The sequence below is a fragment of the Halorubrum sp. SP9 genome (genome assembly GCF_005435015.1).
Classification (GTDB): domain Archaea; phylum Halobacteriota; class Halobacteria; order Halobacteriales; family Haloferacaceae; genus Halorubrum; species Halorubrum sodomense.
Genome location: NZ_SGXU01000005.1, coordinates 50367 through 66189, shown reverse-complemented (window position 1 = coordinate 66189; position 15823 = coordinate 50367). Strand labels below are relative to the sequence as shown.

Annotated in this window: 16 protein-coding genes; 6 read left to right on the top strand and 10 right to left on the bottom strand. The window is 71.3% G+C overall.

The window, feature by feature from the left end; genetic code table 11:
* Positions 1-609 precede the first annotated feature (609 nt).
* Positions 610-1407, top strand: coding sequence for a ZIP family metal transporter (locus tag EXE45_RS04755; RefSeq protein ID WP_092920558.1), 798 nt, complete (start codon positions 610-612; stop codon positions 1405-1407).
* 221 nt (positions 1408-1628) lie between these two features.
* Here the strand turns inward: EXE45_RS04755 and EXE45_RS04750 are convergent, their stop codons facing one another.
* The 3 genes from EXE45_RS04750 to thiD all read right to left on the bottom strand — a co-directional run bounded on the left by EXE45_RS04750 (position 1629) and on the right by thiD (position 3966).
* A complete protein-coding gene (locus tag EXE45_RS04750) occupies positions 1629-2210 on the bottom strand; it encodes a hypothetical protein (RefSeq protein WP_137693677.1) in 582 nt (193 codons plus the stop codon).
* Between the two features lie 297 nt (positions 2211-2507).
* Positions 2508-2807 carry a hypothetical protein gene (locus EXE45_RS04745; protein ID WP_137693676.1) on the bottom strand — a complete coding sequence of 100 codons (300 nt, stop codon included), beginning with the start codon at positions 2805-2807 and terminating at the stop codon, positions 2508-2510.
* A gap of 310 nt (positions 2808-3117) precedes the next feature.
* Positions 3118-3966: a bifunctional hydroxymethylpyrimidine kinase/phosphomethylpyrimidine kinase gene (gene thiD / locus EXE45_RS04740; RefSeq protein ID WP_137693675.1), complete on the bottom strand. Its 849-nt coding sequence runs from the start codon at positions 3964-3966 to the stop codon at positions 3118-3120.
* 177 nt (positions 3967-4143) lie between these two features.
* Between thiD and EXE45_RS04735 the strand changes: the two genes are divergently transcribed.
* Positions 4144-4803 carry a DsbA family protein gene (locus tag EXE45_RS04735; RefSeq protein ID WP_092920554.1) on the top strand — a complete coding sequence of 220 codons (660 nt, stop codon included), beginning with the start codon at positions 4144-4146 and terminating at the stop codon, positions 4801-4803.
* 24 nt (positions 4804-4827) lie between these two features.
* Here EXE45_RS04735 and EXE45_RS04730 read toward each other — a convergent pair whose 3' ends face one another.
* The 4 genes from EXE45_RS04730 to EXE45_RS04715 all read right to left on the bottom strand — a co-directional run bounded on the left by EXE45_RS04730 (position 4828) and on the right by EXE45_RS04715 (position 8405).
* Positions 4828-5694, bottom strand: a complete 867-nt coding sequence (locus tag EXE45_RS04730) for a phosphatase PAP2 family protein (protein WP_137693674.1) — start codon at positions 5692-5694, stop codon at positions 4828-4830.
* A complete protein-coding gene (locus tag EXE45_RS04725; protein ID WP_137693673.1) occupies positions 5691-7670 on the bottom strand; it encodes an ABC transporter substrate-binding protein in 1980 nt (659 codons plus the stop codon). The genes EXE45_RS04730 and EXE45_RS04725 overlap by 4 nt, the downstream gene beginning before the upstream one ends.
* Positions 7671-7772: 102 nt before the next feature.
* The gene (locus EXE45_RS04720) at positions 7773-8024 is read right to left on the bottom strand and encodes a hypothetical protein (RefSeq protein ID WP_274595466.1); all 252 of its coding nucleotides are present in this window, start codon (positions 8022-8024) and stop codon (positions 7773-7775) included.
* A gap of 84 nt (positions 8025-8108) precedes the next feature.
* Positions 8109-8405: a hypothetical protein gene (locus EXE45_RS04715; RefSeq protein ID WP_092920551.1), complete on the bottom strand. Its 297-nt coding sequence runs from the start codon at positions 8403-8405 to the stop codon at positions 8109-8111.
* A 143-nt stretch (positions 8406-8548) separates the two neighbouring features.
* Between EXE45_RS04715 and EXE45_RS04710 the strand changes: the two genes are divergently transcribed.
* On the top strand, positions 8549-8980 hold the full coding sequence (locus tag EXE45_RS04710) for an HIT family protein (protein WP_137693672.1): 432 nt from the start codon (positions 8549-8551) through the stop codon (positions 8978-8980).
* A gap of 77 nt (positions 8981-9057) precedes the next feature.
* Complete coding sequence (locus EXE45_RS04705; RefSeq protein ID WP_092920549.1) at positions 9058-9903, top strand: cell division inhibitor; 846 nt, start codon at positions 9058-9060, stop codon at positions 9901-9903.
* Between the two features lie 47 nt (positions 9904-9950).
* Here EXE45_RS04705 and EXE45_RS04700 read toward each other — a convergent pair whose 3' ends face one another.
* Positions 9951-10472 (bottom strand): hypothetical protein, encoded by a 522-nt coding sequence (locus tag EXE45_RS04700; RefSeq protein WP_092920548.1) that lies wholly within the window; start codon positions 10470-10472, stop codon positions 9951-9953.
* Between the two features lie 163 nt (positions 10473-10635).
* Between EXE45_RS04700 and EXE45_RS04695 the strand changes: the two genes are divergently transcribed.
* Positions 10636-11622, top strand: a complete 987-nt coding sequence (locus EXE45_RS04695) for a transcription initiation factor IIB family protein (protein WP_137693671.1) — start codon at positions 10636-10638, stop codon at positions 11620-11622.
* Between the two features lie 23 nt (positions 11623-11645).
* On the opposite strand, the gene EXE45_RS04690 is transcribed toward EXE45_RS04695, so the two are convergent.
* Entirely contained in the window at positions 11646-12635 is a 990-nt protein-coding gene (locus tag EXE45_RS04690) for an arsenic resistance protein (protein WP_092920546.1), read from the bottom strand.
* A gap of 361 nt (positions 12636-12996) precedes the next feature.
* Positions 12997-13842: a DUF6293 family protein gene (locus tag EXE45_RS04685; RefSeq protein ID WP_137693670.1), complete on the bottom strand. Its 846-nt coding sequence runs from the start codon at positions 13840-13842 to the stop codon at positions 12997-12999.
* 128 nt (positions 13843-13970) lie between these two features.
* Between EXE45_RS04685 and EXE45_RS04680 the strand changes: the two genes are divergently transcribed.
* Positions 13971-15626, top strand: a complete 1656-nt coding sequence (locus EXE45_RS04680) for a GTPBP1 family GTP-binding protein (protein ID WP_137693669.1) — start codon at positions 13971-13973, stop codon at positions 15624-15626.
* Positions 15627-15823: the final 197 nt, after the last annotated feature.

The following is a 15823-nucleotide window of genomic DNA, read 5'->3' as shown; positions in this document are numbered from 1 at the left end:
ACGGTACCGCCCCCGAAACAGAACGCTACGGTACCGCCCCCGAAACAGAACGCTACGGTGCCACCCACGGAACAGAACGCTACGGTACCGCCCCCGAAACAGAACGACTCGGCTCCGACGGACGAAAACGACTCGGCGCCGGCGACGAACGACACCGAGACGGACGAAAACGACTCTGCGCCGACCGATCCGACGCGGGAACAGTCGAGCCCGCCGAGTGAGGAGACGCTGACGAACGAGTCGGCTCCGGCGGGGAACGCGACCGTCGGGGGTTCGACCGCGCCCGACGCGAACGATATCGATGCGGTCGCGGTTCCTCATCCCCCGGATCCGTCGCGGTCCGGCCACGGAGCGTGAACGTGACCTTGCCGAGACGGCCGCGGGAACATTCCGGGAGGGACGGCGCACGGTCCGACGGGCGTTGCCCCGGCCCCGGAGCGAAACTCACCGCGCTGTTGCTGCTCGTCGCGGTGCTGCTCCTCGTGTTCCTCGCCAGCCTCGTTCGGATGCTCGGGTGAACTCGTAAACGGCGGGGTCGGGACGGCGTTCTCAGCCGGTGACCGCGCCCGCCGGAGTTATGAGCGGTACCGGCGTACGATCAGGCGACGAATGGTCGCCCTCGACGCAGTCGGGTTCGTCTTCGTCGCCGGGCTGATCACGGCGCTGGCGACCGGGATCGGGGCGGTACCGTTCTTCTTCTTCGAGACGATCAGCGACCGCGGGAACGTGGCGCTCTGGGGGTTCGCGTCGGGGATCATGCTCTCCGCGTCGCTGTTCGGCCTCGTCCGGGAGGGACTCGCGGAGGGGACGCCGGTCGAGATCGGCGTCGGGATGCTCGCTGGCGTCGTCCTCGTCGTCCTCGCGCACGAGGTGCTGATGGACGCCGAGATCGACCCGCGGGAGTACGAGGAGGCCGACTTCAAGAAGCTGATCTTGATCCTCGGCGTGCTGACGGTCCACAGTTTCCCGGAGGGGATCGCCGTCGGCGTCTCCTTCGCGGACCTCGGCTTGGAGGGCGGCACCGCGCTGTTCGGCTTCGCGGTCCCGCTACTCGCCGTGTTCATGACCGTCGCCATCTCGATCCACAACGTCCCCGAGGGGACGGCCATCTCGATCCCGCTGCGGTCGATGGGCGTCTCGAAGTGGAAGATGGTGTGGTGGGCCGTCTTCTCCAGTCTCCCGCAGCCGGTGGGAGCCGTCGTCGCGTTCGCGTTCGTGCGGTACGCCCGCGCGTTCCTCCCGTACGGCTTCGGCTTCGCGGCGGGCGCGATGATCTATCTCGTCCTCACGGAGTTCGTCCCCGAGGCGCTCGAAACGGGCGCGGACCTCCCGCACGGCGGCAGGCGGGTCCTCGTCGGCGGCGTCGCGCTCGGCGTCGCGCTGATGGTCCCGCTCGCGTACCTGTAACGGACCGACGGCAGCGTCGGTGTACTTCGCTGATCCGCCGTCGGGTATTCGGTGCCGTCGAACGCCTTGGAGACAGGGGGATCGGGTGCTGAACACGGAGGGTTCAGTCGACAGAACGCCTTCGAGGTGGTCTCTCCAATCGACTCTGAACCGGTCGACGGACCGTCCCTACCGATTGACCGGCAACGCGAGACGGCGGTCAGCGGAACGATCGGATCGGCTCAGGCGTCGTGATAATCAACGGTGATCTCGGTCGGTCGGTCGGCACCGTTCAGACGCCAGAGGGTGAACGAGTAGTCGTAATGGTACTCGGGGGTGTCCGGGTCCGGCGGGAAGGCTTGGTACGAGGTGACGTCGTATTGGAGCCGCCCGTTCTGATAGACGGACCGGTCGGTGAAGTCGTCAACGATGTCTTCGACGGGATTCCCGCCCTTCTCGTGGTAGTCCATGAGCCCCGCACCCGTCGGGAGGACGCCGACGATGACCGACATGAACTGCTTACCCGGGTCGAACGTTCGGAACGCCGTTCCGGGGGCGCTGTCGTCGTCTGCCGGGGTGAGCGCTCCCCAGTCGATGAGTTTGCGCGCGGCGTCCGGATGCGCGAGGATCATCCCCCAGACCGCGGGGACACCTCCGTCAGGCGTTGGCTGCTGATCGATGATTGGCGTATAGGCGGTCGTTCCGAGCGACGAAGCGATCTGTGGCCGGGCGCCGGAACTGAGGGCGCTACAACCAGCGAGTCCGGTGAGAACCGCTGCGCCGGAGAGGTGGAGGGTCTTCCGTCGTGACAGTTCGGGGGCCATACGCACCGATGAGCTCGTCGAGACTTATAATCGGCGTCTTGCGTTCAAGACGCTCGACGGACGGCTCGCCCGTGGGACCCCGAGACGCTCGGAAGGGAGCAGAGACAGAGAGCCGCTGGGCTCTGAACGCGGGAGGGAGCGTTCGGTGAGTGAATATCGCTCGTTTCGCGTACTCGGCGACGAAGCGTTCGGGCGGCGTACGATCGCAGTGCCGAGTCCTCCGCGAGATCACGGGTCGAGTGAGTCGATGCCGCGCATGGTCGCAGTAGCGACGAGGTCGTACTGAGTCGGACCCGGCTACGTCCCGCCCGTGGCGGTCCAACTCGCGCTCGCCTCGACGGCGTTCTCGAACGTGAGCTCGGCGACCTCGGGCGGGCTGTCGCCGCTGCCTTCGGGAAGGAACTGAAAGCTGAGTCGTTCCCCGGTTTCACCGAGGAGCGCTTCGAGGGAGACGATGTCGCCCCGTCGGGCGCTGACGAACTCTCGACGGACGACCGTCTCTCCGCCGGCGACGACGGTATCGAGCGAGGCGTCGTACTCGTCCAGTTTCGTACGTATCGAGACCGGCACGGGGCCGTCGCCCGTATTCGTTATCACGAGTGTTCCGCCCGGGTAGTCGGAAGACCGATCACCGTCCGCGAACGCGCCCGTACAGCCGGCGAGGGATACGGCGGCGAGACAGCCTCCGATTCCGCGCAGAAATCGTCGTCTCTCCATGGCAACGTTGTTCGGGTCGTCCGTGAAATGTCTTCGTATCGAAACGTCACGGATCGAACTCCGTCTCGTCCCGGTCGCTCGGGACCTCTCGATTCGGGCGCGAACTACTGACCGAGACGGGCCGTCGGAACTCGGGCGGCGTCCGCCTCGATAGCGGTCGGAGACGGACGGCCGTCCCGACCGGTCTCCGTCACTCCCCGCCAGACGCCGTCGGGTTGACCGCGCCCGGCCCCTCGCCCACGTCGTAGCCGCGCCGGACCGCCTCGGTCATCCCCTCGACCGCGGCGGCGACCGCCTCGCGGAGCGGCTCGCCCCGCGCCAGCCGCGCCGCGATCGCGCTCGATAACGCGCAGCCGGAGCCGTGCGTCGCCTCGGTGTCGATCCGGGGCGTCTCGAAGCGGTCGACGGTCGGGGCGGTCTCGCCCCCTCCCGCACCCCCTGCGCGAACGAGCGTGTCGACGACGACGCCCTCGTCGACCGATCCGCCGTCGAGGTGGCCGCCCTTCACCAGCGCCGCGTCCGCACCGAGCGCGACCAGCTCCCGCCCAGCGGCCTCGGCGTCGGCCGGGGTCTCGACCGGCTCGTCGGTCAGCACCGCCGCCTCGTCGGCGTTCGGCGTGACGAGCGTCGCGGCCGCGATCAGGGCCTCGTAGGCGTCCTCGGCGGCCGGCGAGAGCAGTCGGTCGCCGGTCGCCGCGACCATCACGGGGTCGACGACGAGCGGCGCGTCGGCGCCCGAGACCGACTCCGTCACCGTCTCAACGATGTCCGCGGTCGCCAACATCCCCGTCTTGATCGCCGCGACCTCGAAGTCGCCGTCGACCGCCGCGTACTGGGTCGCGACGTGATCGGCCGGGAGCGGGTGGACGTCCTCGACGCCGCGAGTGTGCTGGGCGGTCGTCGCCGTCACGACCGACGTGCCGAAGACGCCGTGCGCGGCCATCGCGGCCAGGTCCGCCTGGACCCCCGCTCCCCCGCCGCTGTCGCTGCCGGCGATCGTCAGCGCGACCGGCGGATCGACCGGGTCGTACTCGGACATGCGGAATGATATAATCTAGTAGTATTAATTGGTAATGGTTCGCGGTGGGTCGCTGTTCGAGCGAGCGCGACCGTCGCGAGCCCCGCCCGTCGCGACAGCGGTCGACCGCGACTCGCACGGGCGCCGGCCGCCTGCCGCCGCCGAACGACCTTTTCGGCTCCGCGGCGTAGCGGGGATATGGCAACCGACTCCGACGCCGCGACCGGCGCCGACGAGGCCGAGGCGATCACCGTCTACTCCGACTACGTCTGTCCGTTCTGCTACCTCGGTCGGCGGTCGCTCGCGAACTACCAGGAGACGCGCGAGGAGCCGCTCGCGATCGACTGGCACCCGTTCGACCTCCGCGCCGGACAGCGCGGCCCCGACGGCGAGATCGACCACGATGCCGACACCGGGAAAGACGAGGAGTACTACGAGCAGGCCCGCGAGAACGTCCGCCGGCTCCAGGAGGAGTACGGCGCCGACGAGATGGCGCTCGAGCTGGCGACCGACGTGGACTCGCTGCCCGCGCAGGTCGTGTCGGTCCGCGTGCGCGAGACCGCGCCGGACGCGTGGCTCGCGTTCGACGAGGCCGTCTTCGACGCGCTGTGGCTGGAGGGTCGCGACATCGGCGACCGCGACGTGCTCGCCGACATCGCGGCCGACACCGACGGGCTCGACCCCGAGGTCGTCGACGACGCGCTCGGCGACGACGACCTCCGGGAGCGCGTGACCGACATGTTCGACGCCGCGCGGCGACAGGGCGTCACCGGCGTTCCGACGTTCGCGTACGACGGCCACGCCGCCCGGGGGGCGGTCCCGCCGGAACAGCTCGAACGGCTCGTCGAGGGCGTCTGATCGCGACGGAACGCGGACGCTCGGTCAGGCGTCCGCGGCGGCCTCGGACCCGGGACGCTCCCCGCTCGCGTCGCCGCTCGGTTCGACGGCGTCGTTCCGCGGGTCGATCAGCCGGTGCGCGAGCGCGACGCAGCCGAACGCGAGCGCGAAGCCGGCGACGACGTCGGTGAGCCAGTGGATTCCGAGGTACATCGTCGCGACGACGACCGACAGCGAGAGCCACACCGCGACCGGCGTCCACCGCGGGTACTCCTCGCGGGTCAGCACCGCGAACGTCCCGACGGTGACCGAAAGCGAAGTGTGGAGCGACGGGAAGACGTTCGTGTTCACGTTCACCTCGCTCGCGAGCAGCATCACGTCGGGTCGGTTGGTGAAAAGCAGCGGCGTCACCATGTCGGGCATCACGTTCCGCGGCCCGTAGGCGAACACCGCCGTGTACAGCGCCAGTCCGATCGCATAGTTGAGCGCGTACGCGACGAGGACGCGCCTGAGCGTCGTCGTCCGCGGGAGCGCGAGGTACGCGACCACCGGGAACGCGAGCAGGAACGCGTAGCCGTACACGTACACCCACGAGAAGTACGCGGTCAACACGGGGGTAGCGAACGTCGACTGGACCCACGCGACGAACCCGCCCTCCAGCCCGTAGATGAGCGCCGTCGCCTGGAGACCGAACAGCTCCGAGACCGCCTGTAGCGAGCTCCGACCGATCGCGCTGGCGAGCAGCACCGCACACAGGGTCCCGGCGGCCCGTCGGGCGTCCCACAGGCGCGCTCGGAGCCCGGTCCACGCGTCTCGGAGCCGAGCCGGACCGATCACCGCGACGCTCGCGACCGCCAGCATCGTCCCGACCCACGCCACGATCGACGCGAGCAGCGACAGGAACGGCGTCATTGCCCCCGCGAGAGCAGCCGGCCTTCGTCGTCGAACCGGTATCCGGCGTCTCGAAACGCCTCCCGGGCGGCCGCGACGTCGAGCGAGCCCTCGTCGTCGAAGAACGGGTAAACGGGGTCGGTCCCGTCGGTCCACGCCAGCGACGCCGGGACCGCGTCCGGCGTCGCCGCGAGCGGAGACGCCGCCGCCCGTGCGTACCCGTCGAAGGCGTCGTCGACGACGGCGGACTTGTCGATCAGCCGCGCGATCACCGCCCGGAATCGGGGGTTCGACAGCGGGCTCCGTCGCACGTTGTAGCCGACGTGATAGAACGCCGCCGACCGACCGCTCACGAGCCGGGTGTCCGGCGAGCGTCCGATCCGAGGGACCGACGCCGGACCGAGGTTCGCGGCGGTCGCGTCCGCGACGCCGTCGGCGACCGACTCGACGGCCGAGATGTCCGAGGGCAACACCTCGATCCGGAGCCGATCGAAGGCGGGCTTGCCGTGGTACTGGGACGGGATCCCCGCCCTGGGGTCCGTCGCCGCTCCGAATCCCGTCTCTCCGGACGCCTCCGGGTCGGTTTCGGGCGCCGGCCGCACGAGGAAGTGGTCGGGGTTCCGCTCGAAGACGACCGATTCCCCGGCGGTCGCCGCGACGAAGCGCAGCGGGCCGCTCCCGACCGGGTCGGGGTTGTTCGAGACCACCGCCTCGGTCGTCTCGAAGTCGAGCTCGAAGCCGGCGATCGTCGCCGCGTCTGTCCTGGCGGACCAGACGTGTTCCGGGAGGATCGGTACCTGGAGCGCGCGGGCGGCGACCGTCTCGTTGACGTCGGCCACGGTGAGCCGCACCGTCGCGTCGTCGAGGACCCGCTCGTCTTCGACGATGGAACTCCGGCCGCGGAAGCGAGGGGTCGGCACCGGGGTCTCGACGTTTCCCAGCGACGTGTCCCGGAGGAACCGGTAGGTGAACGCGACGTCGCTCGCCGTCACGGGCTCGCCGTCGTGCCACCGCGCGTCGCGGAGCGAGACGTCGAGGGTGTCGTGGTCGATCCGCTCCCAGTCGGCCGCCAACCACGGGATGACCGCCTCGCCGTCCGCGCGGACGAGGGGATCGTACAGCAGTCCGGTGAACGTCCCGTGCTTCCGGTACTCCGCGGCGATCGGGTTCCAGTTCTCCGTGATGCGGTCGTCGGTCGTCACGAGCCGGAGGACGTCTTCGCCCTCGGATCCGGTGCCCGCGGCGGCCGTCGTCGCGCTGCCGTCGGCCGAACCGGTGGTCCCGGAGTCGTCGTCGGAGGAGACGGTCCCGGAGTCGCCGTCAGAGGAGACGGTCCCGGAGTCGCCGTCAGAGGCGACGGTCCCGGAGTCGTCGTCAGAGGCGACGGCGTCGAGTTCGAGGAGCCCGGCGACGGAGAGCGGCTGGCGGTCCTCCGTCCACCCGTCGAACCGGTCCTCTCGGACGGCGGTGAGCGCGTCGGGGAACGCGACGACGGAGAAGGGCTGGAGCCGGCACAGCGTCTCCTGAAGCGAGCCGACGACGTCCGATCGCTCGGTGCCGGTGACCCGGCGCTGTCGTTCCAAGAGGTCGTCGACCGATATCTCCGTGAATCCGAAGGGGTTCTGCCAGCCGGACTCCGCGATGAACTTCGAGTGCGTCAGGCCGTACAGCGCGTCCGGGTCGAAGGGTTCAGTCTCCACGAACTGCCCGACGTAGATGTCGAAGTCCTGGTTTATCAGCACCTTGCGCCAGAGCTCGGTCTGTCCGACGGCGTTGAGTTGGACGTCGATACCGACCGCGGTCAGGTGTTCTTCGAGCTGTCTCGCGATCCGGATCCCGCTCGGGTCGTCGTCGGCGGGCGTGGTGTTGATCTCGAGGGTCAGCTGCGAGTGGGGGTCGCGGCCGGCGATGTTCTCCGCCCGCCCGAGACAGCCGGCGCTGGCGGCCGCGAGGCCGAGCCCGGCGAGCGCCGTCCGTCGACTGATCGGTCGGGTCATTCGCTCGTTTCTCCCCGTTTTCAGTCGCGCTGTATATCTCTTCTGTGCTACGGTCGTCGAACCGCGGTTCGACGGAGCGAACGCGCGCCGTCCCCGGAGCTCTCAGATCACGTCCGCCAGCGGGAGCGCGAGCCCGACGGCCCACGCCAGCAGTCCGGCGACGGCGACCGGCCGATCCGCGGCCGCGCGCCCGGTGGCGACGACGCCGCGCGCGGCGAGGAGCGCCACGCGGTGGACGATGAGGGCGGGCGAGACAGCCGTCCCGAGCGCCGCGAAGTCGGCGAGGAAGCCGGAGAGGGCGAGGCCGAGACCGGCGACGACGAGGAGGGCGAGCACGACGGCGACCCGTTTCATGCGCCTCACCGGAGCCCCGGAGCACAGACCTGTTCGGGTAGGGCCGGGGCTATCGCGCGCGTCCCTCGCCGCGGGTTCCGGCGGTCACCACGTCTCGACGACGCCGTCGCGGACGTCCTCGGCGCACCCCTCGCAGTCGGGGTGGCCCGACTCGAAGCAGGCGGGGCGCCCCTCGGCGTCGACCGGAATGGTCCGGCGCTCCGCGTGGCGTCGGCAGACGACGCGGGCCGCCCCGGAGTCGTCGGTCGGGAGGTCGAACCGGGCGGCCGCGTCGCCGTCGGGGTCGTCGCGCCCCTCGGCGTAGGCGCGTCTGGCCTCCTCGAACTGCTTGCCCGCCTTCCGGAGCTGCCGGCGGATGACGCGCTCGAACCGGTCGTCCATACCGCCCGTTTCGGGGCGGCGGATATAGGTCCGTTGGCGGCGCGGATCGGGGCGATCGCCGCGGGGCTCCGGGCGGCGCTCCGACGAGCGACCGAACCGTACCCCGGGAAACCTTGATGGGACGCCCGAGCGATCGCTCGGGTATGTCCGACGACTGCGTCTTCTGTTCGATCGCCGCCGGCGAGATCCCGGCGCGGACCGTGTACGAGACCGACTCGGTACTGGCGTTCCTGGACGCGAACCCGCTCGCGCGCGGGCACACGCTCGTGATCCCGAAGTCGCACGCACGGCACGTCGGCGACCTCGACGCCGACCTCGCGAGCGAGTTGTTCGACGCGGTCGCGTCGCTCACGCCGCGGATTCAGGCGGCGGTCGACGCCGACGGCGCCAACGTCGGCGTCAACGACGGCGCGGCGGCCGGCCAGGAGGTCCCGCACGTCCACGTCCACGTCGTCCCGCGTTTCGAGGGCGACGGCGGCGCGCCGATCCACGCGGTGGCGGGCGAGCGGCCGGACCTCTCCGACGACGAGCTCGACGCCGTCGCCGACGAGGTCGCGGCCGCGATAGACGGGTAGGAACGCGACGGAGCCGCGTACCCCGCCCGCCGTTCCGCTTCGGTCTTTTTAAGAACCGGCTCCGGCGACGCGGGAACATGCAGGCGACGACGCTCGCGTTGATCGGAGCGGCCGGCGGCGTGGGAACGACGCGGACCGCGGTCGAGTTGGCGGCGATGGGCGCGCGCGACGGGCGGCGCGTCGCCGTCGTCGACGCCGCGTTCACGACGCAGGGGCTCTCCGAGTACGTGGCCGGGCGGGTCGAGCCGGACCTCACCGCGCTCCTCACCGACGACCCGGACGCGGCGCTCTCGGCGGCGGCGTACCCCCTCATCGGGGCGGGCGACGCCGCCCGGCGTTCCGGATCCGCCGGGGCGGGCGGCGAACGGGACGTGAACGGGGACCCGGACCTCCCGGGACGCGTCGACGCGGTGCCGGCTCGGGCGCCCTTCGAGCGCGTCGCCCGGGCGAAGACGGCGGAGGCCGCTCGGAAGTTAGCGGGCCGGATCGACGAGGCGGCGACGACGTACGACGCGGTGGTCGTCGACGCGGCGCCGGCCGGGTCGAACGAGGCGGTCGCGGCCGCGACGAGCGTCGACCGCGCGGTCGCGGTCCGACCGGCAACGGTCCACGGACGCGACGCGGCCCAGCGGCTCCGGGGGCGGATCGCCGACGTGGGCGGGAGCCTCGACTCGACGCTCGCGGTCGATCGACCCGGAACCGCGGGGTCGGGCGACGCCGTCGACCGCGACGACACGGACGGCGGCGGTTCCGGGGCCGTCCGCGTTCCGGCCACCGATCCCGAGGTGGCGGCCGCACCGACCGCGGCGAAGGGGGACGACGCGTACGCGCGGGCGATCGCGGCCGCCTACGAGGCGGCGTTCGACACGTCGCTCGGCGTGGAGTTCCCGGACCCGGGACTCGTCGATCGGGTCACGCCCTGAGAGCGCGGCTCGCGGCTCGGGAGCCGCGTCCGAAGTGGTACCGGAACTCAACGAAACCCGTCAGTGGAGCCGAGCGCGTCGCCGAGAGGGCCGCCGTCTCCCGGTCCGTCCCCGAGCGGTGCCGACCCGGCGACCTGCGCGTCGACCGCCTCCGCGACGGGGTCGACGGGGTCGTGCGTCTCGACGTACGTGGCCAGCGCGAAGTCGGCCTCGTCGCCGCCGGTGAGTTCGACGGCCTCGCTGCGCGAGGTCCGGCCCGCGAGCCAGTCGCGGACGACGCCGCGACCGGTCGGTGAGAGCGGGCAGACCCCCGCGACGCCGCACCGGTGGAGCGTCTTCGCGGCCGTCATCGGGGTGACGCCCGCCTCCCGCGCCGCGTCGCCGACGGTCCGGCCGGCCGTGTAGGCGTCGACGAGGGTGGCGGTCGCTTCGGGCGTACACGGGAGCGACTCCGCGTGGGCCGACAGGCGATCGACGAGCGGCGTCTCCGTGTCGTCCGCGAGGGCGACCCCGCGATCGCGCTGACGCGAGGTCACCTCGACCCCGGCCGCGATCTCCGACAGCGTCATGCGATCCGGTGGTTCGCACGGATGGTTAAAACCACCGTACTGCGGCGAGGTCGAACGCCGGATCACCGACCGATAACCGGTCGGTTCGAGCGCCGCGATCGGGGCGATCGACCCCCGATTCACCCGGGTTTAAGTAAGGCATCGGGCCGGAGTTCGACGTGTGATGAGTGAGGCACGTTCGACCCGAACCCGTTCGCCCCGGACCGAGACCGACGACGTCGCGACCGCCGACCGCGCCGCGACCGCCGACCGCGCCGCAGCCGCGGACGCGACAGAGGCCGGTCGGGCCGAGACCGACCGCGAGACGTGTCCGGAGTGCGGCGGCCGCACGCGGGTCGATAGCTCGGAGCGCGTCTGTACCGACTGCGGCCTCGTCGTCGACGCCGACCGGATCGACCACGGCCCGGAGTGGCGGTCGTTCGACGACGACGACGCGGACCCGAAGCGCACCGGCGCGCCCCTGACGCGCTCGCGGCACGACCGCGGTCTCTCGACGGAGATCGGCCGATCGACGAAGGTGAAGGGGCGCAAGCGCCGGCGGCTCGCCCGGATGCGGACCCAGCACAACCGCGCGCAGATCTCCACGAAGCGCGACCGCAACAAGGTGTACGCGTACACCGAGATCCGGCGGCTCACCGGCGTCATGGGGCTTCCCGACAGCGTCCGCGACGCCGCCTGCGCGCTGTTCGACTCCGCGCAGGAGGAGAGCCTGCTCCGCGGGCGCTCGCTGGAGGGGTTCGCCGCGGCCTGCGTCTACGTCGCCTGCCGCACCGCCGACGTGGCCCGCACCGTCGGCGAGGTGTGCGCCGAGGCGAAGGCGACGGAGGACGAGCACCGGGCCGCCTTCGACGCGATGAACCGCGAGCTCGGCCTCCCGATCGCGCCGAGCGGCCCCGCGGAGTACCTCCCGCGGTTCGCCAGCGACCTCGACTGCGACTCGGCCGTCGAGCGCCGGGCGGGCGAGCTGGCCGAGCGCGCAGTCGAGGAGGGGATCGCGAACGGCCGCAACCCGGTCGGCGTCGCCGCCGCCTGCCTCTACACCGCGGCCCGCGAACTGGGCGCCGAGTGTACCCAACAGGAGGCGGCCGACGCCGCCGACGTGACGCCGGTGACCGTCCGCCGGACGTACGTCGACCTGACGGAGGAGTGAGCGGGCGGCGCGGAATCGCGGCGCTACCGGTCGGTCGACGGCTCGTCGAGGCGAGCCGTCCACCGCTCTCTCACCGCGAGGTGTCCCTGTGCGATGACCCCCAACAGCGGGAGCTCCAGCAGCGGCCCGATGACGAGCGCGAGCGGGATCAGCGGCTCGTTCGGGAACGCGACGACGGCGATTGCGAGCGCGGTCGGGGAGTTCCGCGAGAGGATCGTGTTATTGAAACAGACCAGTTCGCCGTACGAGAAGGAGAGCGAGCGCCCGACGAGGAACCCGACCGCGAGGTTGATCGCGTAGAACAGCGCGACGGGGATCGCCATCAGCGCAAGCAGCCGCGGGTTCTCGACGATCACGTCTCCCTGCGACGCGAACATCGCCCCGATGGCCAGCGCGAGGAAGCCGACCTGGACCGGGCCCATCCGGGGCAGGAACCGGTCTCGGAGCCACGTCTCGCCCTTCGTGCGGGTGAGTCCCCACCGGGCGAAGGCGCCGACGGTGAGGGGAACGACCAGCACGAGGAGGACGCTCTCGGCGAGCAGCGCGAGCGGCAGGTCGACGAGCGTCCCGGCGAACGCGTAGAGGTACACCGGCAGCAACACCAGTTGGAGGACGAGGTTGTACGGCAACACGGAGGCGGCAAGCGGTACGTCGCCGTCGGCGACGTCGGTGAACACGAGGTACCAGTCCGTACACGGCGTCACGAGGAGCATGATGAGTCCGACCCAGAGCGCGGGCTGGTTCCGGAGGAAGAGGGCACCGAGCCCCACGGCGAGCAGAGGGCTCCAGACGAAGTTGACCAGCAGGCTCGACCCGACGACGCGGCGGTTGCCGAACGCTTCCCGCAGCCGAGAGAGGGGGATCCCGACGAACGCGGCGAACAGCATCACCATCAGGAACGGGACGATGAGCCGGTCGGCGACGGGGGCGACGCGGTCGATCTGGCCGGCGGCGAGGCCGACCGCGACGGCGGTGAGGACGAGCATCGACTGGTGTTTCTCGACGGGATTCATCGCCTCGTCTCGGTACTGCGCCGGCGACGTGCTAAGGCTGTGGGTCGGCGTCAGAAGGGGGAGAAAACGACGGCGGCCCCGTCGTTTCGTGACGATCCGTCGGGCGGGCGCGGCGGCGTCAGCGGGGACCGATCGCCGCGAGAGGGGGCCGCGGCGACCGGGATCTGATAGCGGACAGGCGGTGTGGAGGGCAGGGAGGGCGCCCCGACCGCCCGGCGGGCGTCACGCACCTGAATCGAGGTGCGGGGGATAGTTCTACGTTAGCCGTCGACAGTACGGACGGACCGAACAACACGTTCGAATCGGACGGATCGCGATTCGCGTGTCGACCGCTCACCGCTCGGCGATCGAGCGAAGCCCCCTACTCGGCAATCTTGTGCTTGAACGCGAAGAAGACCCGGCGGCCGGTCTCCGTGAGCCGGACGGTGTCGGAGCGTCCGATGTCCTCCAGTTCGACGTAGCCGCGCTCGCGCAGCGGCGAGAGCACGTGCGTCTCCAGCGCGCGGTACTTCGCCGTCCGGCTCTCGCCCGCCTCGCGGAGGAAAGAGAGGTCGCGCTCGCGCGCCCACTCGATCAGGTTCCACTTGTCGGTGGTGCGGTTCTCCTCGGAGCGTTCGTGAAGCCGACCGAGGACGGCGACCTGGTCGGTCGTGGGCGCGTCCATCGGGTAGATGGGCAGGTCGACGGTGCGCTCGACGCCCTCGGTGAGCGGTTCCTCGCGCCGGTCGTGGCGGTGGCGCTCTGGCTCGACGCTGTACGGGCGCGCGCCGACGATCATACAGGCCAGCGCGACGCCGACCGCGGCGATCCGCGGCCCGGTCGAGACGTTCCCGAAGAGGCGGTCGCCGTCCTCGGCGCTCGCCCGGTGACGGGCGGCGACCGTGGTCGTTACGCCGAGCACGTCGTACACGTCCGCGAGCGCGACGGGGATCGGTCGGACCGCGGCGAACTCGGCGGCGGTCGTCCACGCCTCGCGCTGGTAGTCGGTGAGCCCGTCGGGGTCGATTCGGGTGTCTGCGGGGTCGGCGGCGCCGGCCGCCTCGAAGTCCACGTCGCCGCGGGCCCCGTCGCGGTCGGGGGCGTCGACGAGCAGGTACGCGACGTCGGCGCCGTGGCGACGGAGGGGCTCGACGATGCGGTCGCGCTCGTAGCCGAGCGGGACCACGTGGACGCGGCGTTCGGCGACGCTGGGGACCGAGGTGTCCATACCGGCGTTGTTCGCGGCGCCCGATTAAATAGTCCGCCGGAGCGCTCCCGAGGAGCCGCGAGCGATCACGAGTCGTGGGGTCACGTACCACGAAAACCGTTAAACCCGGCTGTCGCCTATGAAGGGACATGAGCGCGGACCGGTCCGCCCTCCGGCGGGCCATCGAGCGCGGCGAGCGGGACGGCGGCGCCATCGAGTTCAAGGAGCGACTGACCCGCGAGGTCCACCTGGCCGACGGGCGCATGGAGTCGCTCGTGGCCCAGCTCCGCCACCGCGTCCTCTCCGGCGACGGCGAGGCGACCTACGTCCTCGGCGTCACCGACGACGGGGGGTTGGCCGGCGTCTCCCCCGACGCCTTCTCCGAGACGATGGACGTGCTCTCGCTGCTGGCAGACGAGGCAGACGCCCACATCGCGGACGTCGAGACGTGGAGCGCCGGCTCCGGCGGCGACGCCGACGAGGCCGGGCTCGTCGGGCTCGCGACGCTCCGCGACGGCGGCGTGTTCGAGGCCGACGAGGACCACCTCGTTGTCGGCACCGCGGGCCACGTCGACCACGGGAAGTCGACGCTGGTGGGGACGCTGGTCACCGGCCGCGCCGACGACGGGCAGGGCGGCACGCGCGGCTTCCTCGACGTCCAGCCCCACGAGGTCGAGCGCGGCCTCTCGGCCGACCTCTCGTACGCGGTGTACGGGTTCGCGGACGACGCGGACGAACCGGTTCGGATGGACAACCCGCACCGGAAGTCCGACCGCGCCGGGGTCGTCGAGGCGGCCGACCGGCTCGTCTCGTTCGTCGACACCGTCGGTCACGAGCCGTGGCTCCGGACGACGATCCGCGGGCTCGTCGGGCAGAAGCTCGACTACGGGCTCCTCGTCGTCGCCGCCGACGACGGGCCGACGACGACGACCCGGGAACACCTCGGGATCCTCCTGGCGACGGAGCTGCCGACCATCGTCGCGATCACGAAGGCGGACGCCGTGAGCGACGACCGGCTCGCGGCGGTCGAGCGCGACGTGGAGTCGATGCTCCGCGACGCCGGACAGACCCCGCTCCTGGTCGACCGGCACGGCGTCGACACCGCGGTCGCGGAGGTCGGGGACGGCGTCGTCCCCCTGTTGCGGACCAGCGCGGTGACGAAGGCGGGGATCGAGACGCTGGACCGCCTGTTCGAGCGCCTGCCGAAGCGCGCGACGCCGGACCGCGAGACGTTCCGGATGTACGTCGACCGCAGCTACAAGGTGACGGGCGTGGGCGCGGTCGCGTCCGGCACGGTGAACTCGGGGACCGTCGAGACGGGCGACGAACTCCTGCTCGGCCCCATGCCCGACGGGTCCTTCCGCGAGGTGGAGGCCCGGTCGATCGAGATGCACTACCACCGGGTGGACAGGGCGACCGCCGGGCGGATCGTCGGCATCGCGCTGAAGGGCGTCGACGAGGCGGAGATCGAGCGGGGGATGGCCTTGGTGCCCCGCGACAGCGAGCCGAATCCGGTCCGCGAGTTCGACGCCGAGGTGATGGTGCTCAACCACCCGACTCGGATCCAGGAGGGGTACGAACCGGTGGTCCACCTCGAGACCGTCTCCGAGGCGGCCGCGTTCTTCCCGGAGGACGGGCGGCTGCTCCCGGGGGACACGGGCGACGCGCGCGTCCGGTTCAAGTTCCGACCGTACCTGATCGAAGCGGGGCAGCGCTTCGTCTTCCGCGAGGGATCGAGCAAGGGGGTCGGGACCGTGACGGACGTCGGAGAGGCCGGAGGCGGAGCGTCGCCCGCCGATCGCTAGCTCCGGTCGAGTGACGCCGGGGGCGACCGCGCCGTGGCAGCTCTCGAACGGAGATGCGAGACGGTCCCCGGGAGAGACGCGAGACGGTTCCCGGAAGAGACGCGAGACGTCGCTGTTACCCTCGCGTGCGAGAATGCCGTTCCACCGTCGAGCGCCGGCGTATTCGAGTGTTTCCGCCGATTCGGCGGTAGTAGCGC